The following is a 16365-nucleotide window of genomic DNA, read 5'->3' on the forward strand; positions in this document are numbered from 1 at the left end:
AGGTGAGCTTAATGCCGAATATTTTCAGGCTTTTTTATTTTGACACCGGTTGAATCACGCTTCTTAATACCCGTGATCCTGAAATATTTCACCTTTCCGTGTTTTGTATAACGAACGACAGCCTCATCTTTTTCCATCCCAAAAGGCATTTTCTCAAGTCTCTCCGGAGCGGGGTTTCCAAATTCCTTTTTCGGGTCTTCATGCATGATCAATTCCGGAGCTTTTCCTTCCGCTGAAGGGATCTTAAAGGTCGCTATATAAAGATTTGGATGTTGTGAATCCTTCTGGAGTACCGCTTTTCTTCCGCGGAAATAAACCGTGTCCATATCGATCTTTGCACCTTTCTCAACCGGGATGAATAAATTAAATCCGGAATCGGCTCCTTTTACCCCACCGGTCCAGCTCGTATAATAAGCCTGTTCTAATGTGACAGGTGGTTCTTCCTGAAGCTTTTTGCCATTCGCGCAGTTGGCGAAAATGAATAAAAAAGTACAGAAAAACAGGATGTGCAAAAATGGTTTCATGAGCAGGGTTAGATTGGTTCATAAAATTGGAATCAAATTTAATACCAATTAAAAAAGAAAAACCCATACCAATCGGTATGGGTTTTCAAAAATCTGAATTTCAGACGATTATATTTTTAAAAGCCGCGCTTTTATTTATTTAAAGCTTCGGTTTTTTGATAATTTGACTCCGCTAACGCGTCGTCCAATTGATCTCAGCCCCGCTTTTATTTATTTAAAGCTTCGGCTCCACCAACAATTTCTAAGATCTCGTTGGTAATAGATGCCTGACGGGCTTTGTTGTATGATAATTTCAACGAATCACGCAATTCGGTCGCGTTATCGGTAGCTTTATGCATCGCGGTCATACGCGCACCATGCTCAGAAGCGAAGGAATCACGAAGAGCCTTAAAGATCTGCATTTTCAAAGACTTCGGGATCAATTCAAGAACGATCTCCTCTTTAGAAGGCTCAAAAATGTAATCAAGCACAGCTTCTTCATCGGTCTCAACAGGAACGATAGGTAGAAACTGCTCCTTCATCACGATCTGGGTAGCAGCATTCTTGAACTGGTTGTATACAACAACGATCTTGTCATATTTCCCGTCCACGAACTGCTTCATAAGATCTTCAGCAATGGCAGCCACGTTATCGTAGCTAAGATCGTCATAGATGGCATTGTCGTTCTTATAAACCTCAAAGGTCTTAGAAAGAATGTCATTCGCCTTCTTACCAATGGTCATAATCTCTACATTCTTACTGCTGAAATCCTCTGCAGCTAGCTGCTTGACAGCTTTAACAATGTTAGAGTTAAAAGCGCCGGCCAATCCTCTGTTAGAAGAAATAGCTACAATAAGGACATTATTGACCTCACGTTGCTCTGCATATTTACTGCTTTGATCACTATCTAAAGTAGCACTCAGGCTTTGAAGTAATTCAGAAAGCTTTTCGGCGTAAGGTCTCATCGCTGTAATAGCATCCTGAGCCTTACTCAACTTAGCAGCCGACACCATTTTCATGGCACTGGTGATCTGCATGGTTGAGGAAACCGATGTAATCCTACTTCGTAGTTCTTTTAAGTTTGCCATTTCTTAGTACTTGGTATTGAGAATTGAGTAGTGAGAAGATCCCACTACTCAACACAAACTTGTTTATTAGGCTTTAAATTTCGCTGAAAGTTCTTTAGAAACTTTAGTCAAGGTATCTGTAACCTCATCTGTAAGTTTTCCGGCTTTCAACGTATCAAGGATATCTCTGTGCTTAGCGTTAAGATACTCCAGGTAATCTTTTTCGAAATCTCTTACTTTCTCAACCGGCACATCTCTCAACAAGTTCTTAGAACCTGCATAGATGATAGCGATCTGCTCTTCAACCGGGTAAGGGTTGTTTTGAGCCTGCTTAAGGATCTCAACGTTACGTCTACCTTTCTCGATCACGCTTAAAGTAGCGGCATCAAGGTCTGAACCGAACTTGGCGAAAGCTTCCAATTCACGGAATTGTGCCTGGTCAAGTTTCAAAGTACCTGCAACTTTCTTCATAGACTTGATCTGAGCAGCCCCCCCAACACGAGATACAGAAATACCTACGTTAATTGCAGGACGAACCCCTGAGTTGAACAAATCTGAAGTTAAGAAGATCTGACCATCGGTAATCGAAATTACGTTAGTCGGGATATAAGCGGAAACGTCACCAGCCTGAGTCTCAATAAGCGGAAGTGCGGTTAAGGAACCACCACCTTTCACTTTATCTTTCAATACATCTGGAAGATCGTTCATGTTCTTCGCGATACTGTCATCAGCGATCACTTTTGCTGCACGCTCCAGTAATCTTGAGTGAAGGAAGAAAACGTCTCCAGGGTATGCCTCACGTCCCGGTGGACGACGAAGAAGCAAAGATACCTCACGGTAAGCTACCGCCTGCTTAGAAAGATCATCATAAACGATCAATGCAGGACGACCTGTATCCCTGAAATACTCACCGATCGCAGCACCTGCGAAAGGAGCATAAACCTGCATAGGAGCAGGATCTGATGCGTTAGCGGCAACAATAGTAGTATAAGCTAAAGCTCCTTTATCTTCAAGAGTCTTCGCGATACCGGCTACAGTAGAGGCTTTTTGCCCGATTGCCACATATATACAATAAACAGGTTCCCCTGCATCATAAAATTCCTTTTGGTTAAGGATGGTATCAATAACCACAGCAGTCTTACCTGTCTGACGGTCACCAATTACCAACTCCCTTTGTCCACGACCAATCGGCACCATGGCGTCGATCGCTTTAATTCCTGTTTGAAGAGGTTCAGTTACCGGTTGACGGTAAATTACTCCTGGAGCCTTACGTTCCAATGGCATCTGGAAAGTCTCTCCTTCAATAGGTCCTTTTCCGTCAATTGGCTGACCAAGGGTGTCAACTACACGACCAACAATTCCTTCTCCTACATTGATAGAAGCAATACGCTGTGTTCTTTTCACAGTTGCTCCCTCTTTCACATCCTTGTATGGACCTAAAAGTACCACCCCAACGTTATCTTCCTCAAGGTTAAGTACGATCCCTTCCAATCCGCTTTCGAATTCAACCAACTCACCGTATTGTGCGTTAGCAAGTCCGTAAACGTTGGCAATACCATCACCTACATTTAGTACAGTACCAACTTCATCCAATGAAGCTTTAGCTTCGAACCCGGAAAGTTGTTTTTTTAATATTGCTGATACTTCAGCCGGATTTATTTCTGCCATAATTATTTAGAATAAAATGCCACTTGACAAGTGACTGTTTTAATTAAATTTTTGAAACGTATGCGTTGTTTTTAAATTCCCTTTTCAGGTTGCTGAGTTGAGCTTTGACACTTCCGTTATACTGGATATCGCCAACTCTTAATATGAAACCACCAATGATGCTCTCATCAATGATGTTCTGGATCTTAGCCTCATTCCCGGTCAATTCCTTTACTTTCCCCTGAATCTTAGCTTCTAAAGCAGGGGTTAAAGGAAAAGCGGTAGTAACTTTGGCTACCTGTACATTGTTCATCTCATTATAAAGAGCTCTGTACTTAGAGGCCACCAAAGAAAGGATCTCAATCCTGTTATTCTCAATCAATAGTTTAAAAACCTCTACAGTAACCGGATTCACATTTTTAAAGATCTCTAAAAGAGCGTTCTTTTTAATGTCATTCTTGATAACCGGACTCTTAAGGAAAGTTCTCAATTCATCATTTTCTGAGATGGTCTCATTAATAAGCCCCATATCCTCATTGAGTTCCTTGGTAAGGTTTTTATCTTTCGCAAGGCTTATTACCGCCTTGGCATATCTTAAAGCTGCTTTGCTTCCCTGCATAATCTTAGTTTAAGGTAACGTCATCAAGCATGTCCTCTACCAACTTCTCTTGCTTGGCGTTAGAAGAAAGCTCTTCACGAACGACTTTCTCTGCGATCTCCACAGAAAGAGCTGCTACTTTATTTTTAAGCTCTGCTAATGCAGCATTCTTTTCATTTTGAATAGTGGCTTTAGCCTGTACAATCATTCTCTCGCCTTCTGCCTGAGCTTCTTCCTTAGCTTCAGCGATCATCTTGTCTTTGATCTCTCTGGCTTCTTTGATCATGTTGTCACGCTCAATACGAGCTTCCTTAAGCAACTTCTCATTATCAGCCTGAAGATTTTGCATCTCCTTACGAGCATTTTCAGCTGACTCAAGCGCATCCTGAATTCCTTGCTCACGTGCATTAAGCGCATCTAAGATCGGCTTCCATGCAAACTTCTTAAGTAAAAGAACAAGTACTACCAGAATGATGATCTGCCAGAAAAATAACCCAAAAGAAAAATCGTTAACTAACTTTTCCATATTCTATCTAATTTCTTGTATTGTTTAATTTTTTAATAATTCAAGCCTTGCAGCCAACCGCTGCAAAGCTTGAAGTTTCTCTGATTGATTAAACTGCGAAAAGAGCAGCAAAAGCAACACCTTCCAAAAGTGCAGCGATAATAATCATTGCAGTTTGGATTTTTCCGGCAGCTTCTGGCTGACGTGCAATTCCTTCCATTGCGGCGCTACCAATCTTACCTAGACCGAAACCGGCTCCAATAATAATTAAACCAGCTCCAATCATGTCTAAATTTAAGGCTTCCATACTTATTTATTAAAAATTAAACTTACTCTTATTTACGTTGATATATTATTAAATCACAGGGATATCTTCATTGTCTGCAGGGTGGTGATGATCGTGTTCTTCAACAGCCATACCAATGTACAGAGCACTTAATAAAGTGAAGATATAGGCTTGCAGGAACGCTACAAGCAATTCAATTACCGAAATGAAAATTGTGAATCCAAAGAAAGCAGGACCGGCGATCCAGTTCTGGAAGATCACGATCAATCCTAACAGGGTCATTACGATCACGTGACCTGCCGTCATGTTGGCAAAAAGTCGGATCATAAGCGCGAAAGGTTTGGTGAACATCCCCAGCACCTCAATTGGCGCAAGGATGATCTTCATCGGCACAGGCACTCCCGGCATCCAGAAAATGTGTTTCCAGTAATCTTTATTTCCGCTGAACTGAACGATGATGAAAGTTACCAGCGCAAGTGCGAATGTCACGGCGATATTACCGGTAACGTTCACCCCTAGCGGAGTCATCCCTAAAAGGTTCAGGATCCAGATGAAGAAGAATACCGTTAAAAGAAATCCGGTATACTTTCTATAATTCTTACCAATATTTGGTTTTGCTATTTCATCGCGAACATATAATACAAGCGGTTCAAGCACACGTCCAAATTTCTTCGGAAGTGGCTTATTTTTATATGTCTTAGCTAATTGAGTAAAAAGGACGAACATCAAAAGACTCACAAACAACATCATCACAACATTCTTAGTGATCGAGAAATCCCATGGTCTTTCATTACTTGGAAAACCAGCCTCATTGTAGTTAATTGTCCCTTCAGCATCGGTCTTATAAATGTGAGAGTGGTACAAACGATAAGTTTGTCCATCAACCTCAACTAAGTCCTCCCCGTGGTGGAATTTTCCGGAAGAAAATACTTTTAATCCGTTATCCCAAAGGATCACAGGAAGCGGAAAACCGTAGTGCGCACCGGTTTCACCATCTGAAAAGAAGTTAAAATAATAAGAATCCTGAAGGTGGTGGTCAATATAAGCCTGAACCTCTTCTTCTGTATTCACTTTAGCATCGCCTCCGGCTTGAGGTTCCTTAACGGAAAAAGCCTGTGAATTAAATGTCACAAACATTAAAAGGCAGGCTAACAAAAATTTCGCAACGTTTTCCTTTTGCATTTTCAGGTAAATTTCAGTCCTTTAATTTGGGTGCAAATGTACATAATTAAATAAAAAAACATACCCCTTGGGTCGGAATTGTTTTTTTCAGCCCTAAACCCAGTAATTACTTGTCTTTCCTAAAGTTAGCTCCGTTCAGGATCTTGATGACATAGATTATTTCAAGGACCACACACACCACATAAGGGATGAAAAAATGCAAAAACACAGATTTATCAATGGTGAAACCGGACGTTTTTATCAAAAATAGAAATATACCCAGTTTTACAAAGCCGCTTGCCATAAAAATAAAGCCTAACTGTTCCTTAAGTTGTTCGCTGGCGAGAATGATTGTAGTAGTAAACAAAAAAGTGATCCCTACATTGAATTTATAGGAAAATACCAGCAGGTCTAAAGGAGTTTCCGGAAAGAAATTAGTGACTGCAAGATAGTGAAGTAAATAGGTGATCCCTGCGGTTGACACCAACAGCAGGGAAAACCTTGATAAGTGTTTAAACATGAAATATTATTTATTGAAATGCTTTAACTGTCTAAGTACTACATAGACAGAAGCCACAAGCCCGAAAAGGACAAATCCAATAGTGAACCAATTCTTACCTGACGGATAGCGCTCATCAAGCTTTTTACCTATCCAGGCACAAACAAAGATAGTTGCTCCCATCTGGAAAGCAATACCCGAAAAGATAGCCCAGTTCTTAAGCTGACTTCTCTTCTTTTGGTCGTTGTTCTCCTTTTTCATTGTTTATGGCTTTCATAGCGCCTCTCATTGTACACGTAGCGTTAAAAGTCGCACCCGGTTCAACGGCCAGTTTTCCTACCACGGCCTCACCTTCAATATGAGCGGTACTTCTAAGGCTTAAAGTGCCTGAAATCTTCAGGGAGCCAGTAAATTTTCCTTCAATGTCGGCGTTTTCACATTCCAGGTCGCCATTTACAAATCCGTCTTTTCCAATGACCACCTTAGCCGGGGTCTTTATGGTTCCTTCAACGGTTCCGTCAATTCTAAAGCATCCTTCGGCTTCAATATCTCCTTTTAATCTGGTGCCGTGAGCGATCTTGTTCTGCTCCTTTGAAAGTTCAGAGGAGGGGCGGTTTTTCTTTTCTTGTGCAAACATTAGTAGTGGGGGGTTTGGGGGGTTAAATAATTTTCTAAGTTTTTATGGATCTGTATGATCCTGTAGTTTGGGGTCGTAATATAAAAAGAATTTTGCTTGATAAGATACTTCTTATTCACAGAAAGTAATTCTTTAAAACCTTCAGTCCGCCCCCTGGAGCTGAAACCGTGAACCACCACAAACACCTGCTCTGGATCGTAAACGTCAAATGACACTTTTAACTGCGTATAATCCAGTTCTTCAATGATCTCCTCCAATCTGTTTTCAAATTCAAGAGCATTTTCCCTTGCTGACACCTCAAATGGAAACACCAATTTAAATGAATTTGCAAGAGAATCAGGTGTGAATTCATTTGATGGCATGGCCGGGATCGAAACATTCAGGATCTCCTGTGCCTTTTTCCCTTCTTCAGTTTGAGGATAGTTCAATGACACAAAGTTCAGGCTTTCCTTATAGCCTTCCACACCGTAAAGCCTTCCTTTTGCCATAGCTTTCAAAAGTTCCAGTTTAGGAACGATCTCGTCTCCGGCATATTTTCGCCCTAGCTCGTTGCTTTGCACTATTACTTCGGAATAACGCTGCTTCTCAAAAAGTTTATATATTTCCTGGTAAAGGGTCGTCGGATTATTTTCATCCTCCAGTAAGCTTTCAGGGTTCTGAAGTATCGCCGCATAACGTGAATCAGGAGCCTGCGCAATTATGTCATTTTTGAGAGACTGTGCCCGCGCCAATTCTCCCATTTCCGAATAGATCTTATAAAGATTGTATTTCGCCGGAATCAATAATCGCTCCTCCGGATCATTGGCCAGAACCATTTCCAGTTTTTCGGCAGCCAGCTGGTTCTCACCGAATTTCTCGCGATAGATCAAACCAAGCTGGTAATTCGCGAAATTAAGGTCGGAAGATATACTATCGATCGCAGCTGGATCCTTCGGAATTCTTGCTATATACGTTTGCGGGTCAAATCGCGGATCGTCTTCAGAAAAACCTCCCGCACCGGTGGTATCGGTTACTGTCGCCAAACCTGACCCACCGCCTGTACGCCAGTTGTCGGTTAATTCCCTGTTGCCCCAAACTCTGAAGAATTCCTGTTTTCCGTACGCGACCGTGGTAGGATTATAAAAATAGAATGTCGAGCCAGGAGTTGGCATGCCCGGCATTCCGGTACGTTTCTTTTCGAAATAATTTTCAGCTACATTCTCTTCTGATCCTGCCTCGGTCTGTTCTAATATTTTAGTTTTCAGATCTTCAGTATAAGAATTGAAAAACGCGATTTGCTCCTCTTCGCTCATTGCCGAAAGTCTTAAAATACTGTCGGTCGACCTTGCTAAGTTCTCATAGTAGATCACGTCATCCAGGTTATCTCTCTTCCTTTTGATCTTGCGGTATTCCCTGGTATTGGGATCCAGTTTTTGAAGCGTGCTGTCGTAATAGGCTCCCGCAACTTCAAAAAGAGCGGCGTCAAAATTGATGTTTCCGAGGGTTTCATAATCCAGCGACTGCAGGTAAAGATCATTTGATGGAGCTTTAAGCGATCTATTGTAATAATCTACCGCGAGATCCAGGGAATCCATACTGTAATGGAATTCTGCCAGTTGAAAATAAACTTTATCCAGGTATGGCCTGTTCTCACGATCTTCAGCCAGATCATTCAGCCTGGCGAGCATAACAGCCTTTTCTGCCGGACTCACCTCCATATTGTTGATCTGGGCAAGATGGGCATTAATGAGATATATTCTGGGAGATCTTCTTTTAAGTTCGATCACCTCCTGAAAAGCCCAATTCGCACTGTCTTTTTTCTCAAGCAGGTTGTACAACTGCCCGGTTATGAAGTAATATCTCCCCTTATCTTTTTTAATATCGGTAAGCTCAGCTGCTTTTTTAATTTGGGTGACAGCACTATCTGGAGACGATATGTTCATATAGGCCTGACCTAACGTCGCGAGAGCCTCTGCCCTGTTCTCCTCTTCCAGCTTTTCGTTTTCGAGGATCTTTTTCAGGTTCTTGATTGCAAGCTCATTGAATTCGAGCCGCATGTTGGTCTTCTCCCGCCAGATCTTCGCTTCATTAATGGTATTTCCTAATGGATATTTGTGAAGTATGTAATTGAAAGCCTCAAGAGCAGGCACGAACCGCTGATCATAATAGCGAGCCTGTCCAAGCAATAGGTAAGCCTCGTCAATTTGAGGGTTTTTCTCCCTTTCATCGATCAACATGGAATGCCTCTGGATGGCTTTTACCGCTTTTTCTTCGGCAACCGCGAAATTTGGATTCTGATTTTCACCCGGAGCCATCACCTCTTCACTAACGTGCAGTCGTTCAACCGGCAAAATGGTCCAGTAATTATCTACGTAGGATTGCTGAAGTTCATCGATCCCTAGCTGTAAGGCAAGATTGCCATTATACAGCGTATTGTATTCAGCTGTGACCGCATGCCAGTTACGGTTGATAAAAGTGTTCTTTTTCCTTGAACAACCGGAAATAGCCGCCGCTAAAAACAGCAAACAAATAAATTTGGTTAATGCCTTCAAATCAATGCTTCATTGTTAGAAATAACTGAAAAACCTGAGATTTTAGTATAGTAAGAGTAAAAATAGGTAATTTTTCCCACCTTTAAACCCATTACCAAAACTCTTCTTTTCAATAATGAATTGAAGGCCTAATAAAGACTGAAAATAAGCGACAATTGTTCTAGGAAGATTTGAAATTAAAGATCTTTGACTTCCTGCCTTATTTGATCGCCAGCAAAATATTGTTCCAGCTCTTTTAAGGTCGCTTCGGAAGTTTTAATATCATTAACGATCTCTCCTTTGTCAAGCACCACAATCCGCTCACAAACTTCGGTCACGTGAATTAGATCATGACTGGAAATAAGTATGGTCACCTCAGGATTTTCAGAAAGCTCCCTGATGAGTGATTTCAACCTGATCTGCGTTGTTGGATCCAGGTTCGCGAAAGGTTCATCTAGAATGATCACTTCAGGATTTCCTATTAATGCGGCTACTATCCCGACTTTTTTCTGGTTCCCTTTTGACAGGTCACGAAGATATTTTCTACGACCAAGGATCTCACCATTAAAAAGATCTTCAAATTGCTCCAGGAATGAGGCCACATCGGCTTTATTTTGATTTCGTAACTCGCCTACGAAATTGAAATATTCTTCGGGAGTCAGGTATCCAATTAAAAAGCTTTCATCAATGAAAGAGGCAGTAAAAGGTTTCCATTCCTCACTTTCGCTTACGGTGATCTCATTATTAAAAACATTCCCGGTGGTAGGCTGAATAAGGTCCAGCAAGAGGCTGAAAAATGTGGTTTTCCCGGCCCCGTTATTTCCAACAAGCCCAAAGCTCTGGCCTTTCGGGATCTCTAACAAGGGAATGTTCAGAACACTGGTTCCGTTATATACTTTGGTAAGATTACTAGCTGTGATCATGTTTTTTAATTTGAATTATTCACCTGTCTGTTTAAAACCATTTATCATCGCATACTTGCTGCGTTTGTACGCTTGTTCAATTCCGTTCAATAAAGATTCTCTTATAAGGATTCCAATTGTTCCGCAGAGAAAAAGGATACCAACCGCAGCCGGGAACGACACGAATTTATAAAGTAACCAGAATAGTAAGATTGGGATCAACATCAAAGGCAAACTAATGATCCATTGCGTGGCTCCCGTCCCCTGGTAGTTCATAAAAGGACTTTTCTCCAGGTCTATTCTTTTTCGATTAAATGATCCAGCATATAAAAGTACCGGAACATTAACCCCAATATTGTAAACGGCACAGGCTATGTTTATCAATAAGATCTCCCATCCAAAATAGACGTAAGGCGTGGTCAGAATGGTTAAAACCAATATACTAAAGGTCATTAGTCCGGCTTTGGAGGCCAGGTACTTTTTAAGAGGAATGTTCTGGGACATCATCATGGAATAGTAAGATGCGTCCCAGGCCGGGATGAATTGACCAAAATTGATCATAAAGATCCCGGTCATAAAGATCCCTATGAACACGTAAAAGGCGGGCATGGTCGCATATACCTCCTGCGGATAAAAGATCATTCCATAACCCATTATCAAAAGGGAGATGAAAATGGTCGTCTTAGGGCGTTTATTACGCCAGATCAATTTGAGATCAAGCTGAAGGAAAGGTGCGATATCACCAAATTTCCGAACCCATTCAAAATCTCTGGTGTTGGCCTCCTCCACTTTTCCTTTTAAGGAACCATCCAGGTAGAACTTGCTCAATAAAGTTTTCTGGTTCCACATAAAAAGCGCAACAAGCAATATTATTGGGATTATTGCCAGCCATGGACTTAATAAGATCTCATCAAATATTCTTCCGAAGGAATCTGAAACACTAAATACTTCATAATAATCCAGACCAACAAGTGCCAGTACCATAACCACATAAGGAAGTAAAGCCTTCAGATTGTCAACAAATTTCTTCTTTAAAATGAAATTCGCGTAGTTCACACAAAGGTCGATAACATACACAGAAACCGTCCAGCCCAGCACCGAAAAAGCCGAAAATTCACCCTTATACCAGGTTATTATTCCAAAAGGAATGATCACAAGAAGTGGCAGAAAATTGAAAAAAGAAAAAAGTGATTTAGCCAGTACGTAATTGACAACTTTCACCTTTTTTATGGGTAAGCTCAATAATGGTTTGATGGAAATTACCGGCAGAGTCTGTAGCATGAACCGAACAATTAGTTCCATTGCGAACCAAATGATCAGGAAGTTGTTAACCATGTTAATTGGTGCCACATTTGGAAAGAGCTCCTTTAAAAGAGGATAGAGCCCTATCCCTAGAGAAAGAAACACTAAAGAAAAATAGATAGCTAAAAACCCCATCAAAATTTTCAAGCCCAGGCTTTTACCTAAGCTGGAAGAGCGAAAAAAGGCTTTCCACTGCAATGCAACAAAGTGTTTGAACATGCTTTTGGTTTGCTAATAGGTAGGGAAATTTACAATTTTGTTACAAATATTAAGTAGCAGACTTTGTACTTTTACGCCTAAACATTGAAATATGAGTAAGTTTTTTCCTCTAAAGATAAAAGATGTAATTAGAGAAACTTCTCAGGCAGTAAGCCTGGAATTTGAGATACCACAAGAATTAAAGTCAGAATTTAACTTTAAGGCTGGTCAATATATCACCATTAAAACACAGGTTGACGGGAAAGAAATAAGAAGAGCTTATTCGCTTTGCACTCCTCCTATAGATGAAACCTTTAAAGTGACTGTTAAGGAAGTGGAGAATGGTACATTCTCTGTGATCGCAAATAACAGGTTAAAAGCCGGTGATGTTCTTGAGGTACATCCTCCGGAAGGAAAATTCATTTTCGAACCAACAAAAGACGATCATCCTCATACATATATAGCTTTCGCAGCGGGAAGCGGGATCACCCCGGTACTTTCTATTCTGAAAACCATTCTTTCCGAGGAAAAATTCAGCCGCTTTGTTCTGGTTTACGGAAACAAAACTCCGGATGACACCATCTTTTTCAAGGAATTACTGGAACTGCAAATGAAGCATCCCGACAGGTTGTTCATTGAATTTATTTACAGCCAGGCTAAAGAAAGTGATTCTCACTACGGAAGGATCGATAAAAGCACTGTGAATTATGTCATCAAGAACAGGTTCAAGGACACCAATTTTACCAAATTCTATTTGTGCGGTCCTGAAGCCATGATCAATCACGTTACTGAAGTCCTTCTCGAAAATGGCATTCAAAAAGACCATATTTTATTCGAGTTATTTAATACCGAGGTGACCGGTGAAATAAAGTCTGATCTTTCCGGTAATACTGAACTTACAATTACAGTAGATGATGAAGAGGTTACTTTCACCATGGAGAAGAATACTACGGTACTTGAAGCTGCTTTAGACCATGGTCTGGATGTTCCTTACTCATGCCAGGGAGGAATTTGCAGTAGCTGCGTAGCCCGAATCATTGAAGGTAAAGCCGAAATGGAGAAAAATTCCATCCTGGTCGACAGTGAGATCGAGGAAGGTTTGATCCTTACCTGCCAGGCACATCCACTTACCCCTTCCCTGAAGGTGGATTATGATGATGTTTAAGATATTTTCAAAACAACAACACGCATTTAGCTGATTTTCAGGTTTTTGCATCCATCAGAATGATAAAAGTCACGTTCTAGGTTCAGAACAGATTTTATCTTTGATAAATGAAACACAACTACCTGAAAGCCAAATTATTAAACAATTTTGGCTGGGGCGCTATACTTCTAGTGCACCTGGTAGTCATTCTATTGAGATTGCTCTATGCGGTCAAGGCAGGCGTAGATCTGGATCCTGAAGAAGCCCAGTATTGGCTCTGGTCAAAACACCCAGATTGGTCTTATTATTCGAAACCCCCGTTGATCGCTTACATTAATGGATTCACCACTGGTATCTTGGGGAATTATGCCTGGGCCGTGCGACTAAACGCCATTTTATTGGGGAGCCTTATTGGTCTTCTCGTTTATCACATTACGAGAGACCTTTATAAAAGACCTAAGCTGGCCTTCGTAGTTTCAGTAGGCTTACTGTTATTGCCGGGCTTTCATTATATATCCCTCTTTTTCACCACAGATGTTCTGGCAGTTCTGGGTTGGCTGCTAACCACTTATTTATTCTGGAAAGCCATCAAAAAAGACAGTTTCAATTCCTGGGCCCTGGCTGGAGTTTTCTTCGGAATTGGACTGCTGGGAAAATATACCCTGCTTTATTTCATCCCATTTTCGTTTCTCTACCTGTTATTCACAAATCGGAGATTACTGAAAAAAAGCGGCTACTACCTTTTCCTGTTCACCGGTATATTTATCTTCCTCCCCGTTATCATTTGGAACCTTAAACACGGAATGTTAGGAGTTCTACACGTGGCACATCTTGCAGGCGCTGCAAATGAGTTTCCTGGCTGGAACAAAGTCCTCGCCTATCAAACCGAATTCTTTGGTGGACAATTGCTTCTAAACCTGCCCTTGCTATGTATTTTATTCTTCTGGAAAAAGTACGGGCTCCATGAGTATTTAAAAGGGGATTTTGAACGATACGTGCTCTCGGGGATCTTGTTTGTGGTCCTTTCCTTTACTTTCCTGGCCTTTTTTAAAAGAATTAGGATCAACTGGCTGCTTTTCTCCTATTTTCCATTGTATCTCATCCTTTTAAAAGCCATCTGGCAGTCCGGCCTGTTCAGGCGCGTAAAAGTATATATGAGCATCAGTTTTTTATTACTGGTAGGCCTCATCATCCAACCCATTTTTGCTACCCAGAGGGGGAAAGTGATTCCTGTGAAAGTAGATCCCTTCAGCAAACTTATAGGCTGGCAGCACCTTGCGGAATTTATTGACAGGGATATCAGGAAACAAACCGGAAATAAGGATTTTGTGATCCTGTCAGATAAATACCAGGTGGCAGCGCAGTTATCATTTTACACTCCCGGCCAGCCTACCACTTACTGCCTGCCGTATTCCAATAGGAGGATGAACCAATATGATGTATGGGGCATTCCGGAAGATCTTACAAATCATAACAAACCGGTGGCTTTTGTAAAAGACTTTCCGTTAGAAGATGATGAGGAACAGCATGAACTTATTAATTCCGGAAATGTGGTTTACAACACAACCTTTTCGATTAATTATAAAGGTGAAAAAGTGAAGACCTATTACATTTATTTACTGGAAAAAATGCCGGTGATCTCGAAAGAACAAACTTTGTTCGTGAGATATTAAAACAGGATCTCTTTGATCTTATCCACAACCTTGTGCGAAGGAATGCTTCTCATAACTTCCTCATAGCCTGCCGGGATATCTTTTCCGTAAATGGAAGTAGGAATTGCAGGATATTTGTCAAGGTCTGGAAGTAAAAAGTTTTCATCGGGCTGTCTGAAAGGGGCAAATCCGGTATACGGGTGTGTTAACCCCCATAAAGTGATCACAGGAACCCCAAAATTTGCTGCGAGATGTCCGTTTCCACTGTCCATAGAAACCATAGCATCTAATTGTGAGATCAGTGCCAGTTCCTCTTCAAAAGTGATCTTACCGGCAACACTTACCGCATTATCAAATTCCTCGTCCCATACCTCGAGTTCTTTTGTTTCCCGGGCGCCACCTCCAAAAAGAAAAATCTTAAGGTTGTTCTCCTTTTCAAGTTCTTTTAATACCTCTTTCATGAGGTCAACCGGATACGCTTTGGAATCATGCTGCGCAAAAGGTGCAATTCCCAGCCACTTTTTAGGCTCCTGACCGGTGATCTTTTTTACATTTTCAGAAAGCTTTCTCTTGTGAAGAACTTCCACTTCAAAAAGGTTGACAGGAAGGTTAAGAGCCGCGAAAACATCTGCATACCTTTGGTGGGTTGGCTTCAACCTTTTGAACACCTTATTGGTCTTCCTGGTCAATAACCTTCTTTCCTTCCGGCCTTTATCGATCTGTCGCACAGGAATTCCTGCCAGCTGAAAAAAGGCTTTTAAAATGTTAGATCTAAGTACATTGTGAAGATCTGCAACCGCATCAACACCCAGATTTTGAAGTTCCCTGGAGAGCTTTTTCAAACCAGCGATCCCTTTATGTTTCCCATGCACATCGGCTTCATACACCTCCAAATTCTTAATGTCTCTGAAAAGTGGCGCGAAGAATCTACGTGTCAGTACCGTGATCTTTACATCGGGATAGGTCTCGCTTACCCGTTTAATTACGGGAACGGTCATGGCAACATCCCCCATTGCCGAAAGTCTTATTACGAGAATGTGTTTGGGATGTTCCATTTTAGAGAAAGATTGAAATGAAAATGCGCTATTTTTTAGTCCCTCTAAGTACAGGGTTTAGCTCATCATCATTATACATCTTCATTTGCTTATAAACCTTCATGTACTTGTCACCATTCTCAATGTCCTGAAGTAGTTGATTGATAGCGGTAGAAAGATCTACACGTTGCTCTAAAAGTACGTCAAGTTTGGCCTGACATTTCATTTTGTGTTCTTGAGAAGCGTCCTCACGGTTCGCTTCCTCATTCATATGATAAATCTTTAAAGCAAGAATGGACAAGCGATCAATGGCCCAGGCAGGACTTTCAGAATTGATCGTAGCATCCTCTTTTGGAGTTACATCCTTGTATTTATCAAGAAAATAACTGTCAATATATTCCACCATATCAGTCCTGTCCTGGTTAGAGGCGTCGATCTGGCGTTTCAGCTTAAGTGCGGCAACAGGATCAATATTAGGATCACGAATAATATCTTCATAATGCCATTGTACGGTGTCGATCCAGCATTTTCTAAACAATAAATGTTCGATCAAATGCTCTTTTTCGTCATATGGGTTAGTGAATTCTTGTCCTACGGTGTTGATCACGTGGTATTTTTCAATTACCTCCTGAAAAACCTTGTTTGCCTTATCTGAAAACATATTCTATTTCTTTTAATAATGTGAACCGAAATACTTCCGAAGGAATCTTCGAAAAATTC

At 41.1% G+C, this 16365-nt stretch carries 17 protein-coding genes; 2 read left to right on the plus strand and 15 right to left on the minus strand.

Features of this window, described 5'->3' with window-relative positions; genetic code table 11:
• Positions 1 to 8: 8 nt before the first annotated feature.
• From ACFQ1G_RS10365 to ACFQ1G_RS10425, 13 genes are all read right to left on the minus strand, one after another.
• The gene (locus ACFQ1G_RS10365) at positions 9 to 524 is read right to left on the minus strand and encodes a hypothetical protein (protein ID WP_380739275.1); all 516 of its coding nucleotides are present in this window, start codon (positions 522 to 524) and stop codon (positions 9 to 11) included.
• Positions 525 to 730: 206 nt separating this feature from the next.
• Positions 731 to 1591: an ATP synthase F1 subunit gamma gene (atpG, locus tag ACFQ1G_RS10370; protein ID WP_380739277.1), complete on the minus strand. Its 861-nt coding sequence runs from the start codon at positions 1589 to 1591 to the stop codon at positions 731 to 733.
• A 66-nt stretch (positions 1592 to 1657) separates the two neighbouring features.
• Entirely contained in the window at positions 1658 to 3238 is a 1581-nt protein-coding gene (atpA, locus tag ACFQ1G_RS10375) for a F0F1 ATP synthase subunit alpha (RefSeq protein WP_380739279.1), read from the minus strand.
• A 43-nt stretch (positions 3239 to 3281) separates the two neighbouring features.
• The gene (gene atpH, locus ACFQ1G_RS10380; protein WP_380739281.1) at positions 3282 to 3836 is read right to left on the minus strand and encodes an ATP synthase F1 subunit delta; all 555 of its coding nucleotides are present in this window, start codon (positions 3834 to 3836) and stop codon (positions 3282 to 3284) included.
• Positions 3837 to 3840: 4 nt separating this feature from the next.
• A complete protein-coding gene (locus ACFQ1G_RS10385; protein ID WP_380739283.1) occupies positions 3841 to 4341 on the minus strand; it encodes a F0F1 ATP synthase subunit B in 501 nt (166 codons plus the stop codon).
• 88 nt (positions 4342 to 4429) lie between these two features.
• Entirely contained in the window at positions 4430 to 4627 is a 198-nt protein-coding gene (gene atpE / locus ACFQ1G_RS10390) for an ATP synthase F0 subunit C (RefSeq protein ID WP_380739285.1), read from the minus strand.
• Between the two features lie 48 nt (positions 4628 to 4675).
• Complete coding sequence (atpB, locus tag ACFQ1G_RS10395) at positions 4676 to 5788, minus strand: F0F1 ATP synthase subunit A (protein WP_380739287.1); 1113 nt, start codon at positions 5786 to 5788, stop codon at positions 4676 to 4678.
• 106 nt (positions 5789 to 5894) lie between these two features.
• Positions 5895 to 6287, minus strand: a complete 393-nt coding sequence (locus ACFQ1G_RS10400; protein ID WP_380739289.1) for a hypothetical protein — start codon at positions 6285 to 6287, stop codon at positions 5895 to 5897.
• A gap of 6 nt (positions 6288 to 6293) precedes the next feature.
• Positions 6294 to 6527: an AtpZ/AtpI family protein gene (locus ACFQ1G_RS10405; protein WP_380739290.1), complete on the minus strand. Its 234-nt coding sequence runs from the start codon at positions 6525 to 6527 to the stop codon at positions 6294 to 6296.
• Complete coding sequence (locus ACFQ1G_RS10410) at positions 6484 to 6903, minus strand: bactofilin family protein (protein ID WP_380739292.1); 420 nt, start codon at positions 6901 to 6903, stop codon at positions 6484 to 6486. Before ACFQ1G_RS10410 ends, ACFQ1G_RS10405 begins: the two co-directional genes overlap by 44 nt.
• Complete coding sequence (gene porW, locus ACFQ1G_RS10415) at positions 6903 to 9407, minus strand: type IX secretion system periplasmic lipoprotein PorW/SprE (RefSeq protein ID WP_380739293.1); 2505 nt, start codon at positions 9405 to 9407, stop codon at positions 6903 to 6905. The genes ACFQ1G_RS10410 and porW overlap by 1 nt, the downstream gene beginning before the upstream one ends.
• A gap of 203 nt (positions 9408 to 9610) precedes the next feature.
• Positions 9611 to 10336, minus strand: a complete 726-nt coding sequence (locus ACFQ1G_RS10420; RefSeq protein WP_380739295.1) for an ABC transporter ATP-binding protein — start codon at positions 10334 to 10336, stop codon at positions 9611 to 9613.
• A 15-nt stretch (positions 10337 to 10351) separates the two neighbouring features.
• Positions 10352 to 11836, minus strand: a complete 1485-nt coding sequence (locus ACFQ1G_RS10425; RefSeq protein ID WP_380739297.1) for a DUF5687 family protein — start codon at positions 11834 to 11836, stop codon at positions 10352 to 10354.
• A 91-nt stretch (positions 11837 to 11927) separates the two neighbouring features.
• Between ACFQ1G_RS10425 and ACFQ1G_RS10430 the strand changes: the two genes are divergently transcribed.
• Complete coding sequence (locus ACFQ1G_RS10430; protein WP_380739299.1) at positions 11928 to 12980, plus strand: 2Fe-2S iron-sulfur cluster-binding protein; 1053 nt, start codon at positions 11928 to 11930, stop codon at positions 12978 to 12980.
• Between the two features lie 107 nt (positions 12981 to 13087).
• Positions 13088 to 14632, plus strand: coding sequence for a glycosyltransferase family 39 protein (locus tag ACFQ1G_RS10435; protein WP_380739301.1), 1545 nt, complete (start codon positions 13088 to 13090; stop codon positions 14630 to 14632).
• On the opposite strand, the gene ACFQ1G_RS10440 is transcribed toward ACFQ1G_RS10435, so the two are convergent.
• Positions 14629 to 15666, minus strand: a complete 1038-nt coding sequence (locus ACFQ1G_RS10440) for a glycosyltransferase family 9 protein (RefSeq protein ID WP_380739302.1) — start codon at positions 15664 to 15666, stop codon at positions 14629 to 14631. The genes ACFQ1G_RS10435 and ACFQ1G_RS10440 overlap by 4 nt on opposite strands.
• 28 nt (positions 15667 to 15694) lie before the next feature.
• Complete coding sequence (locus tag ACFQ1G_RS10445; RefSeq protein WP_380739303.1) at positions 15695 to 16306, minus strand: DUF4254 domain-containing protein; 612 nt, start codon at positions 16304 to 16306, stop codon at positions 15695 to 15697.
• Between the last annotated feature and the right edge of the window lie 59 nt (positions 16307 to 16365).

Source organism: Salinimicrobium gaetbulicola (assembly GCF_042676025.1).
Taxonomy (GTDB): Bacteria; Bacteroidota; Bacteroidia; order Flavobacteriales; family Flavobacteriaceae; genus Salinimicrobium; species Salinimicrobium gaetbulicola.

Excerpts from the sequence above, each read along its gene's own strand:
- ACFQ1G_RS10365 (WP_380739275.1), bottom strand. The coding sequence starts at position 524 with ATGAAACCATTTTTGCACATCCTGTTTTTCTGTACTTTTTTATTCATT.
- atpG (WP_380739277.1), bottom strand. The coding sequence starts at position 1,591 with ATGGCAAACTTAAAAGAACTACGAAGTAGGATTACATCGGTTTCCTCA.
- atpA (WP_380739279.1), bottom strand. The coding sequence starts at position 3,238 with ATGGCAGAAATAAATCCGGCTGAAGTATCAGCAATATTAAAAAAACAA.
- atpH (WP_380739281.1), bottom strand. The coding sequence starts at position 3,836 with ATGCAGGGAAGCAAAGCAGCTTTAAGATATGCCAAGGCGGTAATAAGC.
- ACFQ1G_RS10385 (WP_380739283.1), bottom strand. The coding sequence starts at position 4,341 with ATGGAAAAGTTAGTTAACGATTTTTCTTTTGGGTTATTTTTCTGGCAG.
- atpE (WP_380739285.1), bottom strand. The coding sequence starts at position 4,627 with ATGGAAGCCTTAAATTTAGACATGATTGGAGCTGGTTTAATTATTATT.
- atpB (WP_380739287.1), bottom strand. The coding sequence starts at position 5,788 with ATGCAAAAGGAAAACGTTGCGAAATTTTTGTTAGCCTGCCTTTTAATG.
- ACFQ1G_RS10400 (WP_380739289.1), bottom strand. The coding sequence starts at position 6,287 with ATGTTTAAACACTTATCAAGGTTTTCCCTGCTGTTGGTGTCAACCGCA.
- ACFQ1G_RS10405 (WP_380739290.1), bottom strand. The coding sequence starts at position 6,527 with ATGAAAAAGGAGAACAACGACCAAAAGAAGAGAAGTCAGCTTAAGAAC.
- ACFQ1G_RS10410 (WP_380739292.1), bottom strand. The coding sequence starts at position 6,903 with ATGTTTGCACAAGAAAAGAAAAACCGCCCCTCCTCTGAACTTTCAAAG.
- ACFQ1G_RS10420 (WP_380739295.1), bottom strand. The coding sequence starts at position 10,336 with ATGATCACAGCTAGTAATCTTACCAAAGTATATAACGGAACCAGTGTT.
- ACFQ1G_RS10425 (WP_380739297.1), bottom strand. The coding sequence starts at position 11,836 with ATGTTCAAACACTTTGTTGCATTGCAGTGGAAAGCCTTTTTTCGCTCT.
- ACFQ1G_RS10430 (WP_380739299.1), top strand. The coding sequence starts at position 11,928 with ATGAGTAAGTTTTTTCCTCTAAAGATAAAAGATGTAATTAGAGAAACT.
- ACFQ1G_RS10435 (WP_380739301.1), top strand. The coding sequence starts at position 13,088 with ATGAAACACAACTACCTGAAAGCCAAATTATTAAACAATTTTGGCTGG.
- ACFQ1G_RS10440 (WP_380739302.1), bottom strand. The coding sequence starts at position 15,666 with ATGGAACATCCCAAACACATTCTCGTAATAAGACTTTCGGCAATGGGG.
- ACFQ1G_RS10445 (WP_380739303.1), bottom strand. The coding sequence starts at position 16,306 with ATGTTTTCAGATAAGGCAAACAAGGTTTTTCAGGAGGTAATTGAAAAA.